Below are 514 nucleotides of genomic sequence, written 5' to 3' on the forward strand. Positions count from 1 at the left end.
GCTCAAGATTGGGAAACCTTGGATAGCAGCGATTGATGCAGCGTTGATGATCTTGCCTTTTACGCCAAGCTCATCGAACTTTCGGGATGCTGCTTGAATACCAAAAAATACGCTAAAAACGTTCACGGAGTAGATCTGCTTTAGGTCTTCTTCGGTGACTTCCAGAAGTGGCTTAATTTGTGCGATGCCGGCGTTGTTTACTAGCACATCGAAGCCGCCAAGTTTCTCTGCTGCCTCATCAATTGCACTGTCGAAATTAGCCTTATCGGTGACATCTAATCCAACGAATACAGCCTTTTGACCTGCAGCTTCAATCAACTTGATGGTCTCTGCAGCTTGTTCTTCCTGTTGTGGCAGGTCGGCTACGGCAATATCGAAACCATCTGCTGCCAGCTTCTCTGAAATTCCACGACCGATGCCTTGTGCACCACCGGTAACCATTGCAACTTTGCTCATGACACTTCCTCTTGCTTCCTCAATATAAATTCTCAAGATTCAAGGCCTTATACAGTTT

The 514-nt window shown here is 46.1% G+C and carries 1 protein-coding gene; it reads right to left on the reverse strand.

Annotation, left to right across the window (positions count from 1 at the left end; translation table 11 throughout):
- Window positions 1–456, reverse strand: a 456-nt coding sequence (locus MD273_RS19370; RefSeq protein ID WP_239039306.1) for an SDR family NAD(P)-dependent oxidoreductase, incomplete at its 3' end; no start/stop codon positions are given.
- Window positions 457–514 lie beyond the last annotated feature (58 nt).

This window comes from Marinobacter sp. C7 (genome assembly GCF_022343555.1).
GTDB lineage: Bacteria > Pseudomonadota > Gammaproteobacteria > Pseudomonadales > Oleiphilaceae > Marinobacter.